This window comes from Ectothiorhodospira sp. 9100 (assembly GCF_022227565.1).
Taxonomy (GTDB): Bacteria; Pseudomonadota; Gammaproteobacteria; order Ectothiorhodospirales; family Ectothiorhodospiraceae; genus Ectothiorhodospira; species Ectothiorhodospira marina.
On the sequence record NZ_JAJNAN010000003.1, the window covers coordinates 104247 to 125138 of the forward strand.

21 protein-coding genes are annotated in these 20892 nt (G+C 64.2%); 14 read left to right on the forward strand and 7 right to left on the reverse strand.

Features of this window, described 5'->3' with window-relative positions; all coding sequences use genetic code 11:
• Positions 1-47: 47 nt before the first annotated feature.
• A complete protein-coding gene (locus LPW29_RS02095) occupies positions 48-851 on the forward strand; it encodes an SDR family NAD(P)-dependent oxidoreductase (RefSeq protein WP_238626595.1) in 804 nt (267 codons plus the stop codon).
• Positions 851-1291 (forward strand): nuclear transport factor 2 family protein, encoded by a 441-nt coding sequence (locus LPW29_RS02100; protein WP_238626596.1) that lies wholly within the window; start codon positions 851-853, stop codon positions 1289-1291. The genes LPW29_RS02095 and LPW29_RS02100 overlap by 1 nt, the downstream gene beginning before the upstream one ends.
• A gap of 53 nt (positions 1292-1344) precedes the next feature.
• On the opposite strand, the gene LPW29_RS02105 is transcribed toward LPW29_RS02100, so the two are convergent.
• From LPW29_RS02105 to LPW29_RS02115, 3 genes are all read right to left on the reverse strand, one after another.
• Positions 1345-1833, reverse strand: coding sequence for a DUF302 domain-containing protein (locus LPW29_RS02105; protein WP_238626597.1), 489 nt, complete (start codon positions 1831-1833; stop codon positions 1345-1347).
• A 76-nt stretch (positions 1834-1909) separates the two neighbouring features.
• Positions 1910-2410 (reverse strand): C40 family peptidase, encoded by a 501-nt coding sequence (locus LPW29_RS02110; RefSeq protein WP_238626598.1) that lies wholly within the window; start codon positions 2408-2410, stop codon positions 1910-1912.
• Between the two features lie 53 nt (positions 2411-2463).
• Positions 2464-4068, reverse strand: a complete 1605-nt coding sequence (locus LPW29_RS02115; RefSeq protein WP_238626599.1) for a bifunctional aminoglycoside phosphotransferase/ATP-binding protein — start codon at positions 4066-4068, stop codon at positions 2464-2466.
• Between the two features lie 86 nt (positions 4069-4154).
• Here LPW29_RS02115 and mrcB point away from each other — a divergent pair, with 86 nt between their 5' ends.
• Positions 4155-6548 carry a penicillin-binding protein 1B gene (gene mrcB / locus LPW29_RS02120; RefSeq protein ID WP_238626600.1) on the forward strand — a complete coding sequence of 798 codons (2394 nt, stop codon included), beginning with the start codon at positions 4155-4157 and terminating at the stop codon, positions 6546-6548.
• Here the strand turns inward: mrcB and LPW29_RS02125 are convergent.
• Positions 6528-7589, reverse strand: coding sequence for an agmatine deiminase family protein (locus tag LPW29_RS02125; RefSeq protein WP_238626601.1), 1062 nt, complete (start codon positions 7587-7589; stop codon positions 6528-6530). The genes mrcB and LPW29_RS02125 overlap by 21 nt on opposite strands.
• A gap of 25 nt (positions 7590-7614) precedes the next feature.
• Complete coding sequence (locus LPW29_RS02130; protein ID WP_238626602.1) at positions 7615-7923, reverse strand: hypothetical protein; 309 nt, start codon at positions 7921-7923, stop codon at positions 7615-7617.
• 200 nt (positions 7924-8123) lie between these two features.
• Between LPW29_RS02130 and sfsA the strand changes: the two genes are divergently transcribed.
• The 3 genes from sfsA (at position 8124) to lolD (ending at position 11016) form a co-directional block, all read left to right on the forward strand.
• Positions 8124-8831: a DNA/RNA nuclease SfsA gene (gene sfsA, locus LPW29_RS02135; RefSeq protein ID WP_238626603.1), complete on the forward strand. Its 708-nt coding sequence runs from the start codon at positions 8124-8126 to the stop codon at positions 8829-8831.
• A gap of 206 nt (positions 8832-9037) precedes the next feature.
• On the forward strand, positions 9038-10285 hold the full coding sequence (locus LPW29_RS02140) for a lipoprotein-releasing ABC transporter permease subunit (RefSeq protein WP_238626604.1): 1248 nt from the start codon (positions 9038-9040) through the stop codon (positions 10283-10285).
• Positions 10286-10296: 11 nt separating this feature from the next.
• Positions 10297-11016, forward strand: a complete 720-nt coding sequence (gene lolD, locus LPW29_RS02145) for a lipoprotein-releasing ABC transporter ATP-binding protein LolD (RefSeq protein WP_238626605.1) — start codon at positions 10297-10299, stop codon at positions 11014-11016.
• Positions 11017-11046: 30 nt separating this feature from the next.
• On the opposite strand, the gene LPW29_RS02150 is transcribed toward lolD, so the two are convergent.
• A complete protein-coding gene (locus tag LPW29_RS02150; RefSeq protein WP_238626606.1) occupies positions 11047-11580 on the reverse strand; it encodes a DUF2062 domain-containing protein in 534 nt (177 codons plus the stop codon).
• A gap of 82 nt (positions 11581-11662) precedes the next feature.
• Between LPW29_RS02150 and LPW29_RS02155 the strand changes: the two genes are divergently transcribed.
• The 8 genes from LPW29_RS02155 to kdsB all read left to right on the forward strand — a co-directional run bounded on the left by LPW29_RS02155 (position 11663) and on the right by kdsB (position 19990).
• A complete protein-coding gene (locus LPW29_RS02155) occupies positions 11663-13954 on the forward strand; it encodes a DNA internalization-related competence protein ComEC/Rec2 (protein ID WP_238626607.1) in 2292 nt (763 codons plus the stop codon).
• Between the two features lie 80 nt (positions 13955-14034).
• Entirely contained in the window at positions 14035-14667 is a 633-nt protein-coding gene (locus LPW29_RS02160; RefSeq protein ID WP_238626608.1) for a MotA/TolQ/ExbB proton channel family protein, read from the forward strand.
• Positions 14664-15083 carry an ExbD/TolR family protein gene (locus LPW29_RS02165; protein ID WP_090249574.1) on the forward strand — a complete coding sequence of 140 codons (420 nt, stop codon included), beginning with the start codon at positions 14664-14666 and terminating at the stop codon, positions 15081-15083. Before LPW29_RS02160 ends, LPW29_RS02165 begins: the two co-directional genes overlap by 4 nt.
• On the forward strand, positions 15080-16864 hold the full coding sequence (gene msbA / locus LPW29_RS02170) for a lipid A export permease/ATP-binding protein MsbA (protein WP_238626609.1): 1785 nt from the start codon (positions 15080-15082) through the stop codon (positions 16862-16864). The genes LPW29_RS02165 and msbA overlap by 4 nt, the downstream gene beginning before the upstream one ends.
• On the forward strand, positions 16845-17993 hold the full coding sequence (locus LPW29_RS02175) for a hypothetical protein (RefSeq protein WP_143050389.1): 1149 nt from the start codon (positions 16845-16847) through the stop codon (positions 17991-17993). Before msbA ends, LPW29_RS02175 begins: the two co-directional genes overlap by 20 nt.
• Positions 17990-18991, forward strand: a complete 1002-nt coding sequence (gene lpxK, locus LPW29_RS02180; RefSeq protein ID WP_238626610.1) for a tetraacyldisaccharide 4'-kinase — start codon at positions 17990-17992, stop codon at positions 18989-18991. The genes LPW29_RS02175 and lpxK overlap by 4 nt, the downstream gene beginning before the upstream one ends.
• Before the next feature lie 5 nt (positions 18992-18996).
• Entirely contained in the window at positions 18997-19194 is a 198-nt protein-coding gene (locus tag LPW29_RS02185; RefSeq protein ID WP_090249585.1) for a Trm112 family protein, read from the forward strand.
• 31 nt (positions 19195-19225) lie between these two features.
• The gene (gene kdsB / locus LPW29_RS02190) at positions 19226-19990 is read left to right on the forward strand and encodes a 3-deoxy-manno-octulosonate cytidylyltransferase (protein ID WP_238626611.1); all 765 of its coding nucleotides are present in this window, start codon (positions 19226-19228) and stop codon (positions 19988-19990) included.
• A gap of 392 nt (positions 19991-20382) precedes the next feature.
• On the opposite strand, the gene LPW29_RS02195 is transcribed toward kdsB, so the two are convergent.
• The gene (locus LPW29_RS02195) at positions 20383-20667 is read right to left on the reverse strand and encodes a hypothetical protein (protein WP_238626612.1); all 285 of its coding nucleotides are present in this window, start codon (positions 20665-20667) and stop codon (positions 20383-20385) included.
• Positions 20668-20892 lie beyond the last annotated feature (225 nt).

Below are 20892 nucleotides of genomic sequence, written 5' to 3' on the forward strand. Positions count from 1 at the left end.
CTGTATAATTTTTGTGTAGCCTTGCAAGAGGCGGGAGGTAGCAGGCCATGGCAGAGCAGACTCGAATGGAAGGCACGGCCAACCCTACCGGGGTCGTATGGCTGGTGGGAGCCAGTACCGGCATCGGACGCGCCCTGGCCCTGCGCCTGGCAGCCGCCGGCTGGTGCGTGGCAGTCACCTCCCGCAGTCGGGATAAACTGGAGGCGCTGGCCGCCGAGGCCTCCGGATCGGGGCGCATCCAGGCGTTTCCAGGAGATGTCACTGATGATGCCGGGCTGAAGGGGCTGGTGGAGGACATCGAGGCGCAGCTAGGGGCGGTGGACATGGCCATCCTCAACCAGGGGGACTACGAACCCATGGGACTGGAGGCATTCGACCCCGCCTTGTTCAGGCGCATCGTGGAGATCAATTACCTGGGTGTGGTGAATGGACTGGCTGCGATCATGCCGCCCATGATCCAGCGTGGCCGAGGGCGAATCCTGGTCACCGCCAGTCTGGCCGGATACCGGGGCCTGCCCCGGGCTGCCCCGTATTCCGCCTCCAAGGCAGCGGTGATCAATCTGGCTGAATCCCTGCATCCTGAGTTGGCGCAAAAGGGGGTCAGCCTGAGGCTGATCAACCCCGGTTTCGTGAAAACGCCCATGACCGACAAGAACCAGTTCAAGATGCCCTTTCTCATCGAGACCGATGCTGCGGTGGATGCCATCATGAAAGGCCTGGATCGGAAGGGTTTCGAGATCAGCTTTCCCAGGCCCTTTGCCATCATCATGAAGACTCTGCGCCTGCTGCCTTATGGTCTGTTCCTGTGGCTCACCCGGAGGATGGTGAAAGCCGATGAGGGTGAAAACTGATGAATGATGTCATGGAGTCCTGGGCACGCCGCTACGCGGGGTTTTTTACCCATCTCAAGGAGACGGACCTGAATCGGCTGGGGGAAGTCTTCGCGCCTGATGCCCGCTTCAAGGACCCTTTCAACGACGTGAGCGGGCTGGATCAGATCGAGATGGTGTTTCGCCACATGTTCCAGAACTGTCCGGCCCCGCGCTTTTACATCCACGCCTGGGCACTGAAGGACAACACCGCCTATTTCCACTGGCGCTTCACGGATCGCCAGGATGATGGCGTGGGCGGCCTGCGGCTGGATGTGGACGGCATGAGCCGGGTGCTCTTCAATGAATCCGGCCTGGTCATCACCCATGTGGATTACTGGGATGCGGCCGAATACCTCTATGAACAGATCCCGGTCCTGTCCTCCGCCATTCGGTTCGTGAAGCGCCGCATCAGCGCCTGAAACGCACCACACCCGAGGGTGCGGTGTTGCCGGTGGTGAGTGAAGGTTGAAGGTCAGAACATCAGGGCCTCGCGGACGATCTCGTCCAGCAGATCTTCCACCGCCTGCAGCGCCTGTCGGGAGTTCGCGTCACCTACCATCGCGGGGCGACGATAGCCCAAATGGATCACGCCGGGGGCCTCCTCGGTCTCATAGACGGCCACCACGTAGGGGCAGAAGACAATGTTATGCGGGTCCGCCTCCATCATGCCCCGCGACAACCCGGCGCTGCAGAATTCCAGGGCCTGGGCATCCTTGAACAAGGCTTCGCCGCCCACATCGGCGCCGGTTCGTGAGAGCATGGCGCCGATGTGGGCCACGTTGTTGATCACGATGCCCCGGTTGACGATGGCCATCTCCAGGGCCTCCCGATACCACTCGAAATCCCCTTCGATACTGTAGACGCGCAGGTGATCGGTGTCCCGATGCGGTTCCGTGGCTGGCGCAGGTGCCGCAAGGATAAGGCCCATCAGGGCGCTCAGGAGGATGAGGGTGCGTGGCATGGTGTCGACTCCTTGATCAGTGGGGGCTTGGATCAATGGGGGCTTGGATCAATGGGGGCTTGCAACCCGGGTGAGTTCAGTCCTGCTCGTAGTAATGCCCGGCATGCAGGAAACGGCGACTCCAGTAGGGGTTGTCCAGACGCTCCGTACTGACGCTGCGCCCACTGGAGGGGGCGTGCACGAAATGGCCATCGCCGATGTAGATGCTCACGTGGCTCGGTCCCGCCCCTTTGGTACGGAAAAACAGCAGATCACCGGGCTTGAGCGAGCGGGTGGATACCGGTTTCATGCGGCCACTCTGCTCGCGGGCGGTGCGGGGCACGGAGAGGCCCGCGTACTGATGGGTGTACCACACCAGACCGCTGCAATCGAAGCCTTCGCGGGGGGACTGGCCGCCATACTGGTAGGGCGTGCCCACCTGATTCAGGGCGGCAAACACCACCCCCGCACGCTGTTCCGACAGTGAATCGGAGTTGGCTGCTGGCAACGGTGTCTCGGGGCGTTCCGGTGCCGTGCTGCAGGCCATCAGGGTCATGCCAAGCACGAAAAGGGCACCGCCCCGGAGGGTCCGGGCCATCCCGGCGGGGATCCGTCCCATCCATTTCCATCCAGGGCTTCGGGTCGGCATCGTCATCCCCCAGGGTCGCCGGAGCCGCCCGGGTCGTGGGCTGTCGATCCCAGGGCTGCTTGAACCTGCTGCAGCGGCAGCGGGGCGGAGGTGTCGATGGTGATCACCGGTTCAGCCGGCAGCAAGGGTTCATGGCTGTCCAACTGATGATTGACCACACTCATGTCCGCATCGGAGGCGTCATCGCCGGCCTGGGTACGCTCGGCGATATGAGCCCGTAGCTGTTCCGGGTCCGCCCGGTAGTCCAGCACCCGGAAGGGCAGTCCGCGGGTTCGGGCCAGGTCGGCAAAACGCGCCCGTTGAGCCGTCTTGAGAAAGGTGGCATCGACAATGACCGGATAGCCGGCTTCCAGCACCTCGGTGGCCAGTTCTCCCAGCCGCCCATAGGTCCTTTCCGTCAGGTCCGGTGAATACAGGCCCTGATGGGGCCCATTGCTGCGCCGCTCGGTGGGGCGAATGCCTGCCATTCGCTTGCGCTCCACATCGGAGCGCACACGGATGGCCTCAATGGCCTCCATCAGCGGCTGGCTCAGGGTGGTCTTGCCGCTGCCCGAGAAACCGTGATTGATGAACAGCGCCTTGCCACGGGATTGCGTGAAGTGCTCGGCCAGATCCAGATAGGTGTGGCATTCCTGGGTGAGCTCGTCTCGCTCATCCTCCGTCAAGGCGTCCTGGCCCAGGCGGATCACGGCCACCTTGGCCCGCACCATGGCCCGATACACTTGATAGAAGTCCAGCAGGCGCAGCCCCCGGTAGTCTCCCGTGTGTTCCAGCCAGATATTCAGGAAACGATTGGCGTGGGCCGAGGCGCCTCGGTCCTTGAGGTCCATGGTGAGGAAGGCCACTTCGCTGATGATGTCGATCCAGCGCATGAAGGGATTGAACTCGATCCCATCGAACAGCATTGGCTCGTCGTCCACCAGGGCCATGTTGCCCAGATGCATGTCTCCGTGGCATTCCCGAATGAAGCCGCGCTGCTTGCGCTCCAATAACAGGGGGCGGAGCGCCTCAAACTGTGCCAGGGTCCAGGCTTCCACCCGGTCCAGTTGTGCCAGCCGGTCGGTATCGCCGAGCCGCTGGCGGATCTGGTCGACGTTTTGCTGCATGGGATGGAGAACCTTGTCCGGTTCCCCATAGTCACTCTCCGGTGGGGCCACGGCGATCCGCTCATGGAAGGTGGCCACGCGGCGCGCCAGATCCTCCATGCGTTCGATGGGCAGGTGGCCCTCGGACTGCAGGCGGTCCAGCATCAGCGATGTGTCGAAGCGCTTCATGCGCACGGCATACTCGAAGGGTGTGTCCGGGCCGTTGAAGATCGGGTCTTCAGGGCTGCCGGAGAAGGCCACCAGATCATCGTAGATCTGGGGGGCCAGACGTCGGTTCAGGCGCAGTTCCTCCTCGCAATAGAACCGGCGGCGCTCCAGTTGAGTGAAGTTCAAAAAGCCCAGATCCAGAGGCTTCTTGATCTTGTAGGCGAAGTCGCCTGCCAGTAGCACCGTGGAGATATGAGTCTCGATGTGCTCCACCTTCTCCACGGGATGGGGATACACCTGGGGCTGTTCGAGGGTGTGGATCAGCCGCTGCTGAAGGGTCCGTTGATCGGTCATGATTGTGTGATGTGGCTTCGACCGCGTGAGGGCCTGTGTGGGTATAGTGTAGTGGAACCCCAAGAATCCTACCCGATCCCAGGACCATGGCAAAACGAACCACCCGACGCACGTCGTCCAAGAAGGACAGCAAGCCCGCCTCCCGACGTGGATCGGGTCACCGCACATCCCGCAGCAAGCGCCGCAGCAGCCGCCGTTCCCGGCTGGGCCCCGTGCTGGCGTTCACCGCCCTGGTGGGGCTGGTGGCTCTGGTCGGGCTGGGAGGGTACGCGCTGCACCTGGATCAGCAGATCCGCTCCCAGTTCGAAGGCAAGCGCTGGTCACTGCCGGCTCGGGTCTTTGCTCGCCCGCTGGAGATCTATGCGGGGCTGGACCTGGACCGTGAAACCCTGGAGCAGGAGTTGCAGTTGCTGCATTACCATCCGGGGCGCGAGGGGGTGGGCCGTTATGCACGGGAGCGCGGCCACCTGATTCTCAACACCCGGGGGTTTCCTTTTGCGGATGGCTACGAGCCTCCACGTCGCGTGCGCGTGTCCTTCAATGATGGCCATGTGACCGGGCTTGAGGACCTGGAGAGTGGTGATTCTCTGCCCCTGCTGAGGATGGAACCGGCACTGATCGCCAATATCTACCCCAGCCACGGCGAAGACCGCCTGCTGGTGCAACTGGACGACGTCCCCGAGGAACTGATCCGCACCCTGCTCACGGTGGAGGACAGGAAGTTCTACGAACACCGGGGGCTGGATCCGGCAGGCATTGCCCGGGCGGCCTTGGCCAACCTGCGGGCGGGTCGCACCGTGCAGGGTGGCAGTACCCTGACCCAGCAGTTGGTGAAAAACTACTTTCTCACCCAGGATCGCAGTTGGAGGCGCAAATTCAACGAGGCCATTATGGCCCTGTTGCTGGAATGGCGCTACGACAAGGATGAAATCCTCGAGGCGTATCTCAACGAAGTCTTCCTGGGTCAGGATGGTATGCGGGCCATCCATGGGGTGGGCATGGCCAGCCAGTTTTATTTCCAGCGCCAATTGAGTGAACTGAGCACCGACGAGATAGCTCTCCTGGTGGGCATTATCCGCGGTCCCAGTTACTACGATCCGCGTCGTCGGCCCGAGCGGGCTCTGGAACGCCGTAACCTGGTGCTGACCCTGCTGGAGTCCGAGGGACACCTGGGGGCCGATCAGGTCCGTGCAGCCCGGGCGCGTCCGTTGAACGTCAGCGCCAATCCGCCTTCCGGAGTAACGCCGTTTCCCGCCTTCGTGCAATTGCTCAGGGAACAGCTGCGTCGGGATTACCGGGACGCAGACCTCCAGGAAGAGGGGTTGCTGATTTTCACCACGCTGGATCCCATCAAACAGCTGGCCGCGGAGGAGGCCCTGGTGCGTCGTCTGGCGCGTCTGGAAGCGTCCCGGGGTCTGCCGGAAGGCAGCTTGCAGGGGGCCGTGGTGGTCACCCGCCCCGACAATGGCGAGGTGCTGGCTGTGGTGGGGGATCGCCAAGTGCGCCAGGCCGGCTTCAACCGGGCCTTGCAGGCGCGTCGACCTGTGGGGTCGGTGATCAAACCGATGGTCTATCTGGCGGCGCTGTCCCATCCACAGCGTTACTCGCTGGCCACCCTCCTGGAGGACGAATCCTTCACCGTGGAACTGGATAATGGCGATCTCTGGACACCGCGCAATGCCAGCCGCGAATTCCATGGGCAGGTCACCGCCCAGGAATCCCTGGTGCGGTCCTACAATGTGGCCACTACCCGTCTGGGCATGGATCTGGGCGTGAGTCGGGTAGTGGAGCAGATGCGGCGTCTGGGCATCAGGCAGGATCTGCCCGCCTATCCTTCGCTGTTACTGGGGGCGGTGGAGATGAGTCCGCTGGAGGTGACCGGTCTGTATCAGGGGCTGGCCTCCGGGGGGTATCACGTGCCCCTGCGTGCCATCCGTGAGGTGATGGATCGGGAGGGACAATTGCTGCAGCGTTATGCCCTGTCGCTGAATAAGGCGGCGGACGACAAGGCCGTCTATCTGGTGACTGCCGCGCTGCACGAGGTGACCCGCAGTGGCACCGGCCGCAGGCTGCAATCCAGTCTGCCCCCGGAACTGGCCGTGGCCGGCAAGACCGGCACCACTGGCGAGATGCGGGATGCCTGGTTTGCCGGCTACAGCGGCGATGCCCTGGCCGTGGTGTGGGTGGGCCGGGACGACAATCAGCCCATGGGGCTGACGGGCTCCAGCGGGGCCCTGCCGGTGTGGAGTGATGTGATGCAGGCGGTTTCACACCGCGGCCTGGTCCCTTCGGTTCCCGAGGGCGTGACCTGGCGTCTGATTGACCAGGACACCGGCCTGCTGGCCGAGGAGGACTGCGAAACGGCCCAGTGGATGCCGTTCATCGATGGCTCAGCCCCCACGCAGCGCTCCGAGTGCGGCGTGCAAACGCCGCCGGAGGAGGCGTCGCAGCCCGGGTGGCTATTCGGGGGTGGGCAATGAGGGCCCGGGTAAGGGGGGAAGTGAGGGAATTTGCATGGTTACGCAATGCAGGCTTCCGAACTGGCGGATCAGCGCCCGGCAGTCGATGCCGATGATCTCCCGATCCGGAAACACCCCCGCCAACGCCTCCAGTGCCACTTCATCAGCGGGATCGTTGTAGGTGGGCACCAGCACGGCCCCGTTGATGATCAGGAAATTGGCATGGGTAGCCGGCAGTCGCTGACCCTCCTCGTTGTGGATGGGGGCCGGCAAGGGCAGGGGGACCAGACGGTAAGGGTGCCCCTGGGGCGTGCGCAGGGCGGCCAGCTCCCGCGTCATGGCCAGCAATGGACCGTGATGGGGATCCTCCGGATCCTCACAGACCACATGGGCAATGGTATCCGGGTCGCACAGGCGGGCCAGCGTGTCCACATGCCCGTCGGTATCATCTCCCTCCAGGTGGCCATGCTTCAACCACAGCACCCGTTGCGCACCCAGTTCACGTCTGAGCACTGATTCCACGGCCCGGGTATCCAGCCCGGGATTGCGTGAGGGCGTCATCAGGCAGCCGTGGGTGGTCAGTAAGGTCCCCAGACCATCGGACTCGATGGACCCCCCCTCCAGGACGAAATCCACCGGGCGCAGCGCCCGCTCGCCAAAGACCCCCTGGTCGTGCAGGCATGCGGTGATGCGATTGTCCGCCTCCGCGGGATATTTCCCCCCCCAACCATTGAAGGTGAAATCGAGCATGACGGGGACGCCGTTCTCCAGGATGGTCAGGGGACCATGATCCCGGGCCCAGGTGTCATTTCCCGGCGCCAGAGCCGTGGTCACCCGCCGCATATCCACCTGAGACTGCGCCAACTCACCACAGACGTGGATCTCATGCGCCTCGTCCCGGCAGGCCACGACGAGGGACTCGCGCCGCGTCACTTCCCGGGCGATGCGCACGAACACATCCTCGGCCTCGGGCAGGATGGGGGCCCAGTCGGAATCCGGATGAGGCCAGGTGAGCATCACGCCATCCTGCGGCGCCCATTCGGGGGGGAGGGTTCGTTTCATGGGGCGATTCGTGAGGGAGGAGTTGTTAACGCCGCGGTGGATCGGTGCGTTGGGCATCCACGACAGTGTGAATGACATGACGGCCCTCGAAGACCACGGAGAAGCCATCATAGTCCCAACGGGTGATCGGCGGCTTGCCTACCGTGGGGTGGCGGCTGAGAGGTTCGCCGAAGCGTTGCAACACGGTGCTTTGCGGCATCCCGCGCACGGGCTGCTCAGGCTTTCCCACCACCTGGGGATCACCGCTGGGCAGCATCAGGATATCCGCCGATGCCGCGGGCACCAGGCACAAGGCAAGGACAAGACCCGTGCAGGAGGCGGACACTCTGGACATCATGGACTCCAGCGGTAGAGGGTGGCCTCAATATAGCACTGGCTCTGAGGGGAGAAAACCACGCCGAGGACTTGAAAACGCCTCACTCAGCCCTTCGCCCCCTTCACAAGGGCAACGGCTCGAGTCGCTTTTGCCCTTGTGAAGGGGGTGGGGCGGGATATTCGGCGGTATCATGCCCAGCCGCCTAACCGGAGTTGCCCATGATCCTGCCTGACCCCCTGATCCCTGGCACCCTGCAAAGACGCTACAAGCGCTTCCTCGCTGATGTCACACTCGACGATGGTCAGACCATCACCGCTCACTGTCCCAACACCGGCTCCATGATGGGCTGCATGGCCCCGGGTTCCCGGGTCTGGCTCAGCCGCAGTGACGACCCCAAACGCAAATATCCCCACACCTGGGAACTGGTCGAGGCCGGGGAGGGCGTCCTGGTCGGCATCCACACCGGCCGCAGCAATGCCCTGGTGGAAGAGGCCATCCGCAAGGGTGAATTGCCCAGCCTGGCCGCCCCCACCGAACTGCGTCGGGAGGTCCGCTACGGCCGAAACCGCAGCCGCATCGATCTGCTACTCACCCTGGATGAGACCCCCTGTTATGTGGAGGTGAAGAATGTCACGGCGGCCGTGGACAATGGCGTCGCCATCTTTCCCGACGCCGTCTCCACCCGGGGCACCCGTCACCTGCAGGAGCTGATGGCCATGATCGAGGACGGACACCGGGCCGCCCTGGTCTTCTGCGTGCAGCGGGAGGATGTCACCCGCGTACGCCCCGCCGACGAGATCGACCCGGACTACGGCCACTGGCTGCGCCGCGCCGCCGAGGCCGGCGTGGAGATCCTGGCCCTGGGTGCACAGATTTCCCCACGGGAGATCATCCTGAGCCACGCAATCCCGGTGGATTTGGGGTGAGGGAAGGGCAGGCACCCAAGCAGCCCCTGTGGTGTCCGGGAGGCCGCGGGCGGGCGTTCACCGCATGGATGCGGTGGCCGAGCCTACAGGGAGGTATTCACGGCGTCCCGCTGGCGGCCTCCCGGACACCACAGGGGCGGTCCACGCCCCCAAACCCAAACCCTACCCCCGTATCCATCCCACACAACCTGTGATTTAATCCCGTCATGTTCCGACCCCTGGAAATCTTCATCGGCCTGCGCTACACCCGCGCCAAACGCCGCAACCACTTCATCTCCTTCATCTCCCTGATCTCCATGCTGGGGATCGCCCTGGGCGTGACGGCGCTGATTACCGTGCTCTCGGTGATGAACGGGTTCGAAAAGGAGTTGCGCGAACGCATCCTGGGCATGGCCTCCCATGCCACCATCGCCGAATTCGGTGGCCAACTGCGCAACTGGGAATCGGTGATGGCCCAGGCGGAAGAGGCTGACAGGGTGGTGGGCGTGGCACCCTATGTGGAGGGCGAGGGCATGTTCTCCAGTGGCCGTCAGGTCAGTGGCGCCATGGTGCGAGGGGTCATACCCGATCTGGAGGCAAGCGTCTCCCAGGTGGGTGAACACATCATCTTCGGTAGCATGAACGACCTACGGGCCCGCGGCTTTGGCGTCGTGCTGGGCAAGGAGCTGGCCCTGGCCCTGGGCGTGGGGCTGGGCGACCGGGTCACCCTGATCACCCCCCAGGCCGCCGTCACCCCCGTGGGGGTGCTGCCCAGAATGCGTCGGATGAACGTGGTGGGCATCTTCGAAGTGGGCATGTACGAATACGATCGCAGCACCGCCTTCATCCACCTGGACGATGCCCGGCAGATCTATCAGACCGACGATGCCATCTCGGGCCTGCGGCTCAAACTGGATGACATGATGCGCGCCCCCACCATCGCCCGCCAGGTGGCCGCTGAACTGGACGGGCGCTTCTGGGTGAATGACTGGACACGCCAGCATGCCAACTTCTTCCGCGCCGTGCAGACGGAAAAGACCGTCATGTTCATCATCCTGTCCCTGATCGTGGCCGTGGCCGCCTTCAACATCGTCTCCACCCTGGTGATGGTGGTCATCGACAAACAGGCCGACATCGCCATCCTGCGTACGCTCGGCCTTTCACCCCGATCCGTGATGGGCGTGTTCATGGTGCAGGGCACCGTCATCGGCGTGGTGGGCACGCTGCTGGGTGTGGCGGGTGGCATCACCCTGGCCCTCAACGTGGAAACCATCGTCCCGGCCATCGAATCCCTGCTGGGGCGGCAGTTCCTCTCCCCGGACGTGTACTACATCTCCGACCTGCCCTCCGAACTCAACCTCCGGGATGTGGCCCGCATCGGCTCGCTGGCCTTCGTGCTCACCGTGCTGGCCACCCTGTACCCGGCCTGGCGCGCCTCCCGCACCCAGCCGGCCGAAGCCCTTCGCTATGAGTAACAAGAGACCGTATGGTGGATTTCGATTTTGATTCCGGCCCCGTGATACGTTGCCAGGGCCTGTCGCGCACCTTCGACGAGGGCGGCCTCACCGTCGAGGTCCTGCGAGGGGTGGACCTGGACGTGCAACCTGGCGAAAAGGTGGCCATCGTCGGCACCTCCGGCAGCGGCAAGAGTACCCTCCTGCACCTGATGGGGGGGCTGGACCTGCCCACCGCGGGCAGCGTGCAGGTGTGGGGGCAGGACATGGCCCGGCTCTCTGACGCCCGTCGTGGGCAACTGCGCAACCAGCACCTGGGATTCATCTACCAGTTTCACCACCTGCTGCCCGAGTTCACGGCCCTGGAGAACGTGGCCATGCCCCTGCTGATCCGCCGCGCCAACCCCAGTGCTGCCACCGACCGGGCCAGGTCCCTGCTGGAGCGGGTGGGCCTGAGCAACCGCATGGCCCATAAGCCCGGTGAGCTCTCCGGGGGCGAACGCCAGCGCGCCGCCATCGCCCGCGCTCTGATCACCGATCCCAAGGCCGTGCTGGCTGACGAGCCCACCGGCAACCTGGATCGTGGGCGGGCAGAGGAAATCCTGCAACTGATGTTGCGGCTCAACAAGCAACTGAGAACTGCCTTCGTCATCGTCACCCACGATCTGGAACTGGCTCAGCGCATGGATCGGGTCATGGTGCTCGAGGGAGGACAGCTCAAGGTCTGGGAAAACGCCGCCCAAAGTGCCTGAGCTGCCGCCGGGGTGGGTAGATCAGCGAGACTAGCGGGGGCGGCGTATGCGCGGCAGGCGGCGGCGCTTGTCTGCCAGGCGCCGAAGGATATGCAGGCGCCATGACAGGCGGATGGTGATATAGCCCACCAGTCCCGCCACGGTGGACATGAGCAGACTGCCCAGCAGCAGGGGTTGCCAGATCATCAGCAATTCCCCGGTGAACCACGAAAGACTCCATTCGAAGGAAACCCCGCGCGCAGGCTCGTCCAGCAGAAACTTCCCGAGGCGATAGGCGCTGAAGAAGATAGGTGCCATGGTGAGCGGGTTGGTGATCCACACCAGCGTGATCGCGATGGGCAGGTTCACGCGAACCATGATGGCCAGGACTGCTGACAGGAGCATCTGCGCCGGAATGGGCAGAAACGCCACGAACAGCCCTACGCCGAAGGCTCCAGCCACCGAGCGCCGGTTCAAATGCCACAGGTTCGGATCGTTGAGCACCGCGCCGAACAGCCGCAGGATCTCAAACTCCCTCACCGTGTGGTAGCCTGGAAACAGGCTCTTGATGAGCTTCTTGGGCATGGAGCGCTTAGGGTCGTGAGTTGCGGCCCCCGATCGTGATCGCGGGGCTGCCCATTATGGATGCTTTTCCAGGGAGTGGAAGATGCAGATCCGGGCTTTGGTCTTCCTTGCGGGCGTGGTGCTGTTGCATGGCCTGGGCCAGTTGCCCGCGTTGGCCTGGGGTTGGCTGCTGCTGGCTGTCCCCCTATTTTACAGGTTCGCTCCCCTGACGCGATGGCCCCTGTGGGCCATGGGTGGGTTTTTGTGGGCGCTGATCCACACTCACTGGGTGGTGGGCCCCCCACTGGATCCCCGGCTCTCGGGTGAGGATATCCCCGTGGTGGGCGTGGTGGACTCCCTGCCCGAACCCATGGAGCGGGGCATCCGTTTCGGATTTCGCATCGAGTCGGCGACGGATGCGTCGATCACCACACCCTTGCCCACGCGGGTTCGCGTGGCCTGGTATGGGCGCTCACCCGCCCTGCAGCCGGGCGAGCGCTGGGAACTCACCCTGCGCCTGCGTCAACCCAACGGTCTGCGTAATCCCGGGGGGTTCGATTACGAGGGCTGGCTGTTTCAGCAGGGTTTTCGGGCCACCGGCTACGTGCGTGACGGACACCCGGCGCGGCGTCTGGGAAGGGCGCATTCACCGGCCCGAGCTGTGGACCGCTTGCGCGCCACCCTGGCCGGACGAATGGATGCCGCCCTGGACGATGCGGCGTATGCCGGCATCCTCAGGGCCCTGGCCGTGGGCGATCGCTCCACCATCCCCCAGGCGCAATGGGACACCCTCATCGATACCGGCACCAATCACTTGATGGCCATTTCCGGCCTGCATGTGGGGTTGGTGGCCGGCATGGGCTACGGTCTCATGCTCTGGGGCTGGCGACGCATTCCCGCCTTGGCCTTGCGTCTGCCGGCGCAGCGGGCCGCTGTCATCGGTGCCCTGAGTTGTGCCGCCGCTTACGCCGCCCTGGCAGGTTTTGCCGTGCCCACCCAGCGGGCCCTGATCATGCTGGCGGTTGCCCTCGGTGCCCTGTGGCTGGGGCGTACCGCGCGGCCCTCCCACACGCTGTCCCTGGCCCTGCTGGCGGTACTGGTGATTGACCCCCGTGCCGTGCTGGCACCTGGATTCTGGCTGTCCTTTGCCGCGGTGATGGTCATCGTGTATGCCGTGGCAGCCCGGATCGGGCCGGTCGGCAAGGCCGATGCCCTGCTGCGGGTACAGTGGGTGGCGGGAGTCGGCCTGCTCCCCCTGACCCTGGTGATGTTCCAGCATGGTTCGCTGATCTCGCCCCTGGCCAACTTGATCGCCGTACCCTGGGTGAGTTTTCTGGTGGTGCCCCTGGTGCTGGTGGGCGTGGGCCTCTCGCCGCTCACCCCCTGGGTGGCGGAGACTCTGTGGGGACTGGCGCATCTGGCAGTCTGGGGGCTGTGGCCGGTGCTGGAGAACCTGGCGGGCTGGCCAGGAGGACAATGGCGGGCCGCACCGCCCGCATGGACTCTGATGCCCGCCTTGCTGGGCCTGGCCTGGTTCATGGCCCCGCGTCCCTGGCCCCATCGCTGGGTGGGCCTGTTGCTGTTCTTGCCCATGCTCTGGCCACCCCGGGTGGAACTGGAGACGGGGGCGTTTCGGGTGGCGATGCTGGACGTGGGGCAAGGCCTGGCCGTGGTGGTCATGACGGCTGAACATACCCTGGTGTTCGATACCGGGCCGCGTTTCAGCCCTCGCTTCGATGCGGGTGAGGCGGCGGTGGTGCCTTACCTGCGGCACAAGAAACGCAGCCGGATCGATACCCTGATCATCAGCCATGGAGATAATGATCACATCGGCGGCGCTGATTCCGTGCTGTCGCGGTTGCCGGTGACCTCTGTGCTCAGCAGGAACCCGGCGCGTCTGGATCACCCCCGGAGCATCGAATGCCTCGTTGGTCAGTCGTGGGTGTGGGACCAGGTGGTCTTCCGGATCCTGCATCCGCCCCCGTTCTGGGCGGAAGACAATGCCTCTTCCTGCGTGCTTCAGGTGCGCGGCGCAGGGGGCAGTCTGCTGCTCACCGGTGATGTGGAGGGGCTGGGTAAAGCGGTCTTGCGACAGAGCCAGGGTCCGGCGCTGGTCTCGGATATACTGGTGTTGCCGCATCACGGCGCGGCCAGCTCCCTGTCGGAGTCGTTTCTGGATCGGGTGTCGCCGCGACTGGCCCTGGTGAGCACGGGCTTCGATAATCGCTTCGGGCATCCGGATGAGCGGGTTCTTGAACGCCTGGCGAGTCGCCAGATTCCCCTGCTGGATACCGCCAGGGAGGGGGCCTTTTACGTGGACGTGCATCCCGACACCGGTGTGAGAGCCCGTGCGGGCTATCGCCACGAGGGGCGGCACCACTGGCATCGTCACTGACGCCCTTTGCCCGTGATCGTGGGAGTACAGTATCATGCCCCTCGCCTTATCAACCCCTCCCCAACCTAGGACACCGCTACGTGTTTGAACTGGTCAAGGCCGGTGGCTGGCTGATGCTGCCCATCATTGCCTGTTCCGTGATCGCGCTGGCCATCGTCATCGAAAGGCTATGGACCCTGCGCCGCCGTCGGGTGCTGCCACCACAGCTGGTGGTGCAGATCTGGCAGTGGATTCAGGCCGGGGAACTGGACGATGCCCGCCTGCGCTCCCTGCGGGAAGGCTCGCCCCTGGGTCGGGTCCTGGCTGCCGGGCTGGTGAACCGCCGCAGTTCCCGGGAGGTGATGAAGGAATCCATTGAGGAGAACGGACGCCGCGTGGCTCATGAACTGGAACGCTTTCTCAATACCCTGGGCACCATCGCCGCGATCACCCCGCTGCTGGGATTGCTGGGCACCGTGGTGGGCATGATCCAGGTGTTTTCCGTCATCACTGCCGTGGGCGTGGGCAGCCCCGGTGAACTGGCCGGCGGCATCTCCCAGGCATTGATCACCACCGCGACCGGCATCTCCGTGGCCGTGCCAACCCTGATCTTTCATCGCTACTTCCGCGGCCGCGTGGATGAGTTGGTGCTGGACATGGAACAGGAGGCCATCAAGCTGGTGGAGGTGCTCAAGGGCGAGCGGGCCCCGACGCCCGGGGTGCGAGACCGTTGAATTTCCGGCGCCGCCAGCCTGAGGAAGTGGGGGTGAACCTCACGCCACTGATCGATGTGGTGTTCCTGCTGCTGATCTTCTTCATGGTGTCCACCACCTTTGATCGCCAATCCGTCCTCCAACTGGAACTGCCCCGGGCTGATGCCAGTGATGAGCAGTTTCCGCCCCGCACCGTGGAGTTGGTGATCAATGCCGATGGTCGCTTCTTCCTGGATGGCGCCGAGTTGGTGAATACGCAACGGGACACCCTGCGCGCAGCCCTGGGTGAGGTCATCGAAGGTGATCAGGAAACACCGCTGGTGATCCGCGCCGATGCCCGCACCCCGCATCAGTCGGTGGTGACAGCGATGGATGTGGCCCAGCGCCTGGGGCTGTCCCGTTTGTCCATCGCCACCTTGGGTGGGGAGTCGGAATGAAGAAATACATCCCCCCGGCCGAGGAAGCCTACGAGACGTCGGGCACGCAGGTCTACCAGCGCCTGCTCAGCTACTCCCTCAAATACTGGCGGTACCTGTCCATCGCCGTGCTGGCCATGATTGTGACGGCGGCCACGGAAACGGGCTTTGCGGCGTTGATGCGGCCGCTGATGGATGGCAGTTTCGTGGAGCAGGACCAAACCCTGATTCGCTGGATTCCCGTGGCTGTCCTGGTGATTTTTCTGTTTCGTGGCCTGGGCGAATTTCTCTCCAATTACACCATGAAGTGGGTGGGGCGCCAGGTGATCAAGGAACTGCGCAGCCAGATGTTCCGTCATCTGCTGCGGATGCCCGTGGCCTATTATGACCGGAATACCTCCGGGCAACTGATCTCCCGGCTCACCTACAACGTGGAGCAGGTGGCCAAGGCATCCACCGATAGCGTCACCATCCTGATACGAGACTCGGTCACCGTGCTGGGGCTTCTGGGGTGGATGTTCTACCTGAACTGGAAGCTGACCTTCACGGTGCTCATCATTGCCCCGGCGGTGACCTTTGCCGTGGACCGCGTCACCCGTCGATTTCGCCAGCTGAGTCGGCGCATCCAGGGGTCCATGGGGGATGTGACCCATGTGGCGGGGGAGATCATGGATGGCACCCGGGAGGTGAAGATCTTTGGCGGCGAGCCCTACGAGCAGGCGCGTTTCGACCAGATCAACGAGAAGAACCGGCGTCTGCACATGAAGAAGGTGGCTCTGCAGGCCAGCAACACGCCCATCATCCAGTTCTTCGTGGCCATCGCCCTGGCGCTGATCATCTGGTTGGCCACCCACGAATCCATGATGCAGGAAGTGAGCGTGGGTACGTTTGTTTCCTTCATCACTGCCATGCTGCTGTTGCTGCAGCCCATCCGCCGCCTGGTGACCGTGAATGCGGTCCTGCAGCAAGGGATCGCGGCCGGTCAGAACATCTTTGGCTTGCTGGACGAGCCCCTGGAGCCGGATGCGGGTACGCTGAGCCTGGAACGGGCCCGGGGCGAGATCGAAATACGAGACCTCCGTTTCAGCTATGACGGGGCCAAGGGCAACGTCCTGGAGGCCATCAACCTGCATATTCAGCCTGGGGAGACCGTGGCCCTGGTGGGGCGCTCCGGTAGCGGCAAGACCACCCTGGTCAATCTGTTGCCTCGGTTCTATGAGCCCCAGCAAGGGGCAATCCTCCTGGATGGCCTGGACATCCGTGAATTGCGGTTGGCGGATCTGCGTCAGCAGATTGCCCACGTAGGTCAGCAGGTGACCCTATTCAACGACACCATTGCCCACAATATTGCCTATGGCAGCACCGTGGACCCCTCGGACGAGGACAAGATCATCGCGGCTGCCGAGGCAGCTCATGCCATGGAGTTCATCCAGCGCCTGCCTCAGGGGGTCCACACCCAGGTGGGCGACAACGGTGTGCTGCTCTCCGGAGGGCAGCGGCAGCGCATCGCCATTGCGCGAGCCCTGCTGAAGGATGCCCCGATCCTGATCCTGGATGAGGCCACCTCCGCACTGGATACCGAGTCTGAACGTCACATCCAGTCGGCTCTGGAAAACCTGGTGCGCAACCGGACCACGTTGGTGATCGCCCATCGCCTCTCCACTATCGAGAACGCCGACCGTATCGTGGTGATGCAGTCGGGTCGCATCCAGGAGGTGGGCAGTCATCAGGAACTGATCCGGCGCGAAGGGGTATATGCCCGGCTGCATCAGCTGCAATTCCATGAAGCCGATGTCCCGTGACCCCTACGGCAGCGCCCTCTGGCCAGTGCTGCAGGCCAATCTCCGCGATCATCTCCAGCGGCGTTCCGGGCGGGCCCGTGCCCGCATGGGGCGGCTGCACGCCCCGGAAGGCAAGAGCCCGCTGATTTGGCTCAAGACGGGCGACACTCAGGCCTCGGTACGCTTGGGTGCCGAACTCATGGGGGCCATTCGACGCAAGCGCCTGGATGCGCGGCTGGTGCTGACCTTTGAGCAGGAATACCGGGACCAGGTACTGCCGCGCCTGCGTGGCATGAACCGTTTTGGTCTGGGTTTCGGACCCTGTGATCGACCTCGGGTGGTGTCTCGGGTGCTGGACCGACTCAAGCCCCAAGGATTGATCCTGGTGGACATCCCACCGCGCCGGCATCTTGTGGAACAGGCGACGCATCAGGGCGTGCATCTGGTGGCCTTCAATACCCCACCCACCCGGGCCCCCGTGGAGGCTGCCTATCCTCGCGACGAGATGACTGCAGCGCAATGGCGCGAGGCCGGATCGGCCGGGACCCTGGCAGAACCCGCCGATCCGGCCACCCTGCTGGTGGCGTCCCAGAATCAGGCCACCCTGTTATCCCTGGTGCCCGATGGCATGCCCCTCTTCTGGTGGCACGGTCCGGCTCGGGAGTGGCCGGCCATGCATGAGGCCTGGCAGGCATCGCCATTGCGGGAATCGGCGCTGCTGTGTGTATCCGTGGAACCTTCGGATGCCTTGCCAGCCGGAGAGGGGTTGGCCCTGACCCAGTGGACGCGCACGTCCCTGACTGCCGGTACCCTGCTATGGGTGGATGATCCGGCCTGGTGGCCGGCGGTGGCCAGCGCGGCCCTGGGGGTGCATCTACAGGGCGCGGGTCGGGATCTGCTCTGGCAGGTCCTGGCGGGCTCGGTCAGTCTGAGCGGCGATGATGCCCTGATGGCCGACTTCCCCTGGTTGCCTGAGATGGCCCGTGAGTGGCGCGAGCCCGGGCAGGTGATCGCGCATTGGCAGGCAGAGGCCGCGGACCCGATCGGGAGCCGCCGGCGCGCGGATGTGGGTCGGCGTCACTTCTGGGAGGAGCGCCGCCGTGTTCAGGGGGTGATGGATGCATTTCTGCAGCGGGTATTCGACTGGTGAAACGGCTCGAGGATTATTGGGTAAACCGCAATCCGGTGGCGCTCATCCTGTATCCGCTGTCGCTGCTTTACTGTGGCCTGGCCCTGCTCAACCGCTGGCGCCTGGAGTGGCTTGCGCGCATGCGGCCAAGGCTGCCTGTGCGCGCCGTGGTGGTGGTGGGCAATGTCACCGTGGGGGGCACCGGCAAGACCCCCATGGTGGTCTGGTTGTGCAACTGGCTGCGCGAGCATGGGTATCGTCCAGGGGTGGTGAGCCGGGGTTATGGCGGGCGATCGCGCACCTGGCCACGAGAGGTCACCCCCCGCAGCGATCCCATTGAGGTGGGTGACGAACCTGTATTGATCGCCACCCGTGGCGGCTGTCCGGTCTATGTGGGGCCAGACCGCAACCGGGCGGCGCGGTGGCTGCTGGCCCAGCATGACTGTGATGTGATCATCACCGACGACGGCCTGCAGCATTATGCCTTGCGTCGGGACCTGGAGATCGTCATGGTGGACGCAGCGCGTCGTTTCGGTAATGGTTTCTGCCTGCCGGCCGGGCCACTGAGAGAACCCCTGGAGCGTGTGTGCGAGGCGGATTATGTGGTGGTGACCGGGGGGCAGGCCCAGCCCGGGGAACATGCGATGCGGCTGGTATCCCAGGTGGCCATGAGTGTCCGGGATCCGGGCCGCACCCGCCCATTGAGTGATTTTGCCGGCCAGCGCGTGCATGCCATGGCTGGTATTGGACATCCGCCCCGGTTCTTCGCCATGTTGCGCGAACGGGGGCTGAAGGTGGTGGAACATGCCTTTCCCGATCATCATGTGTATGGCAACTGCGATATCCGCTTCGGGGACGCCAGTCCGGTGCTGATGACCGAGAAAGATGCCGTAAAATGTCGGGGTATCGCCGGCCCCGAGCACTGGTTTGTCCCCGTGAGTGCCGTGCCTGATCAGGCACTGGCTTTGGCAATTCTTCGCTCGGTCCAGGCTGTGGACCGCATTCAAAGTATGAGGTAAAGGACATGGACAAACGTTTACTCGATATTCTCGTATGCCCCGTCACCAAGGGTCCGTTGGTCTTCGACAAGGACAAGGGGGAACTGATCTCCCGGGCGGCCCGCCTGGCCTATCCGATCCGGGACGGCATCCCGGTGATGCTGGAAGAGGAGGCCCGCACCCTCAGCGAGGAGGAAGCGGAGAAGTGGAAGGACAAGAAATGACCTGGAGTCCGCTGACGGGGAAGGTGGTCTGATGGGCTTCAAGGTCGTCATACCGGCGCGCTATGCTTCCACCCGGCTGCCGGGCAAGCCTCTGGTGGTGCTGGGTGGCAAGCCCATGGTGCAGCATGTTCATGAACAGGCCCTGGCCAGTGGTGCCGATGAGGTGGTGGTGGCCACGGATGATGCCCGCATTGAGGCGGCGGTGAAGGCATTCGGGGCCATGGTATGCATGACGTCAGTGCACCATGCCTCCGGCAGTGATCGCATTGCCGAGGTGGCTGCCCGCATGGCCTGGGAAGATGACGATATTGTGGTCAACCTGCAGGGGGACGAGCCGCTGACCCCGTCGGCGATTGTCAGGCAGGTGGCGGATAACCTGGCAGACCACCCGGAGGCGGTGATCGCCACCCTGTGCACGCCGATCACGCGAGCGGCGCAGTTGTATGATCCACATACGGTAAAGGTGGTGCGCGATGCCCGGGATTTTGCCCTGTATTTCAGTCGCGCCCCCATTCCGTGGGAGCGTGATGCCCTGGATATGGAGGTCTCACCGGCCTTGCAGGTGTGTCAGCGGCACATCGGTCTGTATGCCTACCGGGTGGGTTACCTGAAGCGCTTCACCCGCATGGAGAGCTGCGCCCTGGAGCGCATCGAGTGCCTGGAACAACTGCGGGCCATGTACCACGGTGCCCGCATCCATGTGGATGTGGCCCTGCAGGCTCCGGGCGCTGGTGTGGATACCCAGGAGGATGTGGAGCGGGTGGAGATGATGCTGGCCCACGCCCAGCCCCGTTGACCTCTGGGGTCCCCTGTGGGAGCGGCCCTCGGCCGCGAAGGGCCGAGCCCCCGCTGCCCATGCAGGATCATGGGTCGGAGTGGACCTCGGGGTGCCCGGATTCCTTCCAGCGGGACGCCGTGAATACATCCATGTAGGCTCTGCAGCCGCTTCCTGCGGCTGAAGCCCGCTTACAGGAACCCGGGCACCCCGAGGTCCGGATGCTGCGGAGTTCTTTTCGAAAAGCCTCTCGTGGAAGCATCCAGGTCAAGCCGTGGACACTCCCTTCTCCCCCCTCGGGGGAGAAGGGTCGGGGATGAGGGGGGTGGGGCAGGCACCTTGCCTGTCTTCGCCCCTCACCCCAACCCCTCTCCCCGCAGGGAGAGGGGCTCGATTGATCCATCACCGGGGCGTCACCCCCTCAGGATGCGCCGCATCTCGGCCACCCGGTCATCACCGGCCAGGGTCTGGATCACGGGGTGGATGTCGCTGTGATCCTCATTGAGCAGGGGCAGGGTGAAGGTGCGTTCCACGCGTCGGTGCGGTTCGCCGTGCTGGTCAGGCTGGATCACATGATGGCCCGCCACCTCGCCCACCACCAGTCGGGGCTCGGGTTCGGTGTCGAGGATCTCGATCACCTGACAGCGGATGCCATCCACCACGGCTTGCTGGCCGATGAGGGGGCTGAGCAGTTTCATGAGTCTGTCCATGGGTATCAGTATACCGATGCTGCCCGGGGATGCCATGGTGCCCGCCGCCGCCCCTCATCCCCGACCCTTCTCCCCGCCGGGGAGAAAGGAGCCTGAGCCCTGGCTTGTGGGAGAGGGATGGCACCGCAAAGAAGAACCCGCAGACTCTGCCGAGCCCCTCTCCCGCTTGCGGGAGAGGGGTTGGGGTGAGGGCCGTCGGACCCCATAATCAAC